The following is a 3,580-nucleotide window of genomic DNA, read 5'->3' on the forward strand; positions in this document are numbered from 1 at the left end:
ATCCGAGTTATGCGTACGTTCACCAGAGGACTTTCGCAACCAGCACCGAAGGGTCACTCTCCAGCCGCTTAGGCGCATGAAGGTAAATCTCGGTCCACGCTCGGGGTGGGGGGCTGGCTGGTGCTCCGGGGCCAGGACGGCACGGCGGCGCCCACGCCGACGGCCACGGCTGCGGTCACCACCGGGCCGACCACCCCGGCCGAGCCCTCCAAGACACCCCGTGCGACCCCCACCCCGTCCGGCCGCCCGTCCCAGGCGCTCCCGGCGGGCTGGCGGCTCCACCGCGACCCGCTGGGCTTCACCGTCGCGATCCCCAAGGGCTGGGCCGTCAAGCGGTTCTCCGACCGCGACAGGGTCGAGTTCCGGCCTCCGGGGCGGAACGGCTTCCTGTGGATCGAGTCGACCGAGGACCCCGAGACGGATCCGGTCAAGCACTGGGAGAAGGTGGAGCGGGGCGGGCTGGCGAAGAACGTCTGGCCGGGCTACGAGCGGATCGGCATCACCGCGCTGAGATACCGCGGCCTGCCTGCCGCCGACTGGGAGTTCACCTACCTGAAGGACAAGGTCAGGATGCGCGTCCTGGACCGGGGCTTCCGCACGCTCACGGGCCGCCCGTACGCGATCTACTGGGAGGGCCCCGACGACGGCAGGTCGAACCGGACGTTCTTCGACAGGTTCACCGAGACCTTCCGGCCGTGACCGAACGGGAGGCGGCGCGCTTCTGGCGCAGTCCGGGGCTGCCGGGGGTGGACCTGCTCAAGGCCAGATACGTCACCCACCGGTTCTCCCGGCACGTGCACGACGGCTACGCGATCGGGGTGATCCTGTCCGGGGTCGAGGAGTTCGACTACCGGGGCGCCCGGCACCGCGCGGGGGCGGGGAACCTGGTCCTGGTCAACCCCGAGCACGTGCACACCGGTCAGGCGGGCGAGCCCGGCGGCTGGGCCTACCGGATGCTCTACCCGTCGATCGAGGTCATGGCGGACATCGCCGCGGAGCTGGCGGCCGGGCGCGGCACGCCGCACTTCCCCGAGCCCGTCGTCTCCCACCCGCACGCCACCGCGCTGCTGCGGGCCGCGCACGACGCCGCCGAGCACGGTGACGGCCTGGCCTCCTCCACGCTCGCCCGCACGGCCTTCGGCGCCCTGCTCAGGCAGCACGCCGCCCACCGCACGGCGGACGCGCGGCCCGCCAGGGAGGACCGGGCCGTACGGCGGGCGCGGGAGATCCTGCACGAGCGGCTCGTCGACCCGCCCACGCTGGAGGACCTGGCGCGGGCCGTACAGGCGAAGCCCTTCGCTCTGATCCGGGCCTTCAAGTCGGTCACGGGCCTGCCCCCGCACGCCTATCTCAACACGCTCCGGGTCCGGCGGGCCCGGGGGCTGCTCGACTCCGGCACATCGGCCGCGCAGGTCGCCACCGACGTGGGTTTCACCGATCAGGCCCACCTGACCAGGCACTTCAAGCGGATCGTGGGGGTGCCGCCCGGGGCGTACCAGCGCGCAGGAACGTACAAGACGGCACCAGAAAACCGGACATAACCTCGTTCGCATGGATACAACCACTCGTTCCTCAGCGGTCAGGGACGGACTGGGCGTGGGGATCGCCGTGGGGCTGTCCGGACTGGCGTTCGGCGCCGCCGCGGTCACCGCCGGGCTGAACGTCGCGCAGGCGTGCGTGCTGAGCCTGTTCGCCTTCACCGGGGCCTCGCAGTTCGCCCTGGCCGGGGTCGTCGCCGGCGGCGGCGGCCTGGTGGCGGGCACGGCGGGCGCGCTGCTGCTGGGAGCCCGGAACGGCCTGTACGGCCTGCGCATGTCCGACCTGCTCGCGGTCCGGGGCTGGCGCAGGCTCCCGATAGCCCACGGCGTGATCGACGAGACGACCGCGGTGGCACTGGCCCAGCCCGACAAGCGGTCCGCCCGGACCGGTTTCCTCGTCACGTTCGTCAGCCTCTACCTGACGTGGAACGTCACCACCCTGCTCGGCGCGGCGGGCGCCTCCCAGGTGACCGATCCGGCGGTGTTCGGCCTGGACGCGGTGGGCCCGGCGACGTTCGTGGCCATCCTGTGGCCCCGGCTCACCGGCAGCGGCCCGGAGACCCGTGCGCTGCGGCTGATCGCCGGCGGCGGTGCGGCGATCGCGCTGGCCACGACGCCGTTCACCCCGCCGGGCGTGCCCGTGCTGATCGCGGCGGTCGCCGTGCTCGCCGTGATCCTGAGGAGGCCGAAGTGACCGTCTGGTGGGCAATCGTGATCACCTGCGCGGGCTGCTACGCGCTGAAGCTCGCCGGGCTGTCGGCTCCGCGCCAGGTGCTCGACCATCCGACCGTGCAGCGTTTCGCGGCGCTGGTCCCGGTGGCGCTGCTGGCCGCGCTGATCGCGGTGCAGACCTTCACGCATGGGCAGCAACTGCACATCGACCTGCCCCGCACCGCCGGGCTGGGGGCGGCCGTCGTGGCGCTGCTGCTGCGCGCGCCCTTCCTGGTGGTGCTCGCGACGGCGGCCGTCGTCACGGCCGCGCTGCGTCATCTCCTGAGCTGATCTCCGCGGAGGCCGTCTGACGTGACGGCAGATCCGTGGTCGATTGTGGATCACTGGGGGTATCTGCGTAAAGCGTCCGGAATGTCAGAGCAAATCCTGGGTACTCGGCAGCTCATGACCGACTCTCAGGGGATCATCGGCGCTCGGTACCGGCTGCTGGAACACATCGGCCGAGGAGGGATGGGCACGGTCTGGCGGGCACGGGACGAGGTGCTCGGCAGGGACGTGGCGGTCAAGGAGGTCATCCCCTCTCCCGACCTGACCGGTCCCGAACGCGAGGTCTTCACCGTACGGACGCTCAGGGAGGCCCGCGCCGCCGGGCGGATCGGCCATCCGGGCGTCGCGACGGTCTACGACGTGATCGAGGAGCACGGGCGCCCGTGGATCGTGATGCAGCTCGTGGACTCCCGGACGCTCGGGGCCGTGGTCCGGGAGGACGGGCCGCTGCCGCCGGCGCGGACGGCGCAGATCGGGCTGGAGGTGCTCGGCGCGCTGCTCGCCGCGCACCAGGCGGGTGTGCTGCACCGGGACGTCAAGCCGGACAACGTGCTGCTGTCGAAGGACGGGCGGGCGGTGCTGACCGACTTCGGCATCGCGGTGCTCGAAGGCGACTCGTCGGTGACCAGGACCGGCGCCCTCATCGGCACCCCGGCGTTCATCGCGCCGGAGCGGGCGAGCGGGGGCCCGGCGGAGTTCGCCTCCGACCTGTGGTCGCTGGGCGTGACGCTCTACATGGCGGTCGAGGGACGGTCCCCCTTCGAGCGCGCCCACCCGCTGGCGACGCTCAGCGCGGTCATGCACGAGGAGCCGGCCCCGCTGAGGTTCGCCGGGTCGCTGGGGCCGGTGATCTCCGGTCTGCTCCGCAAGGACCCGGCGCAGCGCATGTCCGCCCAGGAGGTGCAGGTCCACCTGCGGGCGATCGTGAACGGGACCGAGCCGCAGCCCACCATGCCGATCGTGCTCCCGGCCCCGGCCCCGGTCCCGACTCCGGCGCCCGCTCCGGCCGCGGCGCCGGTCGCGGCCCCGGCCGGGGCGCCCGC

Annotated in this window: 5 protein-coding genes; all 5 read left to right on the top strand. The window is 72.8% G+C overall.

Going from position 1 to position 3,580, the window contains the following annotated elements:
• Nucleotides 1–105 precede the first annotated feature (105 nt).
• Nucleotides 106–699 (top strand): hypothetical protein, encoded by a 594-nt coding sequence (locus ACWDS7_RS47385; RefSeq protein WP_451934661.1) that lies wholly within the window; start codon nt 106–108, stop codon nt 697–699.
• Nucleotides 696–1,541: an AraC family transcriptional regulator gene (locus tag ACWDS7_RS47390; RefSeq protein WP_306857786.1), complete on the top strand. Its 846-nt coding sequence runs from the start codon at nt 696–698 to the stop codon at nt 1,539–1,541. Before ACWDS7_RS47385 ends, ACWDS7_RS47390 begins: the two co-directional genes overlap by 4 nt.
• Nucleotides 1,542–1,551: 10 nt before the next feature.
• Entirely contained in the window at nt 1,552–2,232 is a 681-nt protein-coding gene (locus tag ACWDS7_RS47395) for an AzlC family ABC transporter permease (RefSeq protein ID WP_451934662.1), read from the top strand.
• On the top strand, nt 2,229–2,540 hold the full coding sequence (locus ACWDS7_RS47400; protein ID WP_451934663.1) for an AzlD domain-containing protein: 312 nt from the start codon (nt 2,229–2,231) through the stop codon (nt 2,538–2,540). Before ACWDS7_RS47395 ends, ACWDS7_RS47400 begins: the two co-directional genes overlap by 4 nt.
• Nucleotides 2,541–2,654: 114 nt before the next feature.
• A partial coding sequence (locus tag ACWDS7_RS47405; protein ID WP_451934664.1) for a serine/threonine-protein kinase occupies nt 2,655–3,580 on the top strand: 926 nt, incomplete at its 3' end.

It is taken from the genome of Streptosporangium sp. NPDC003464 (genome assembly GCF_053588315.1).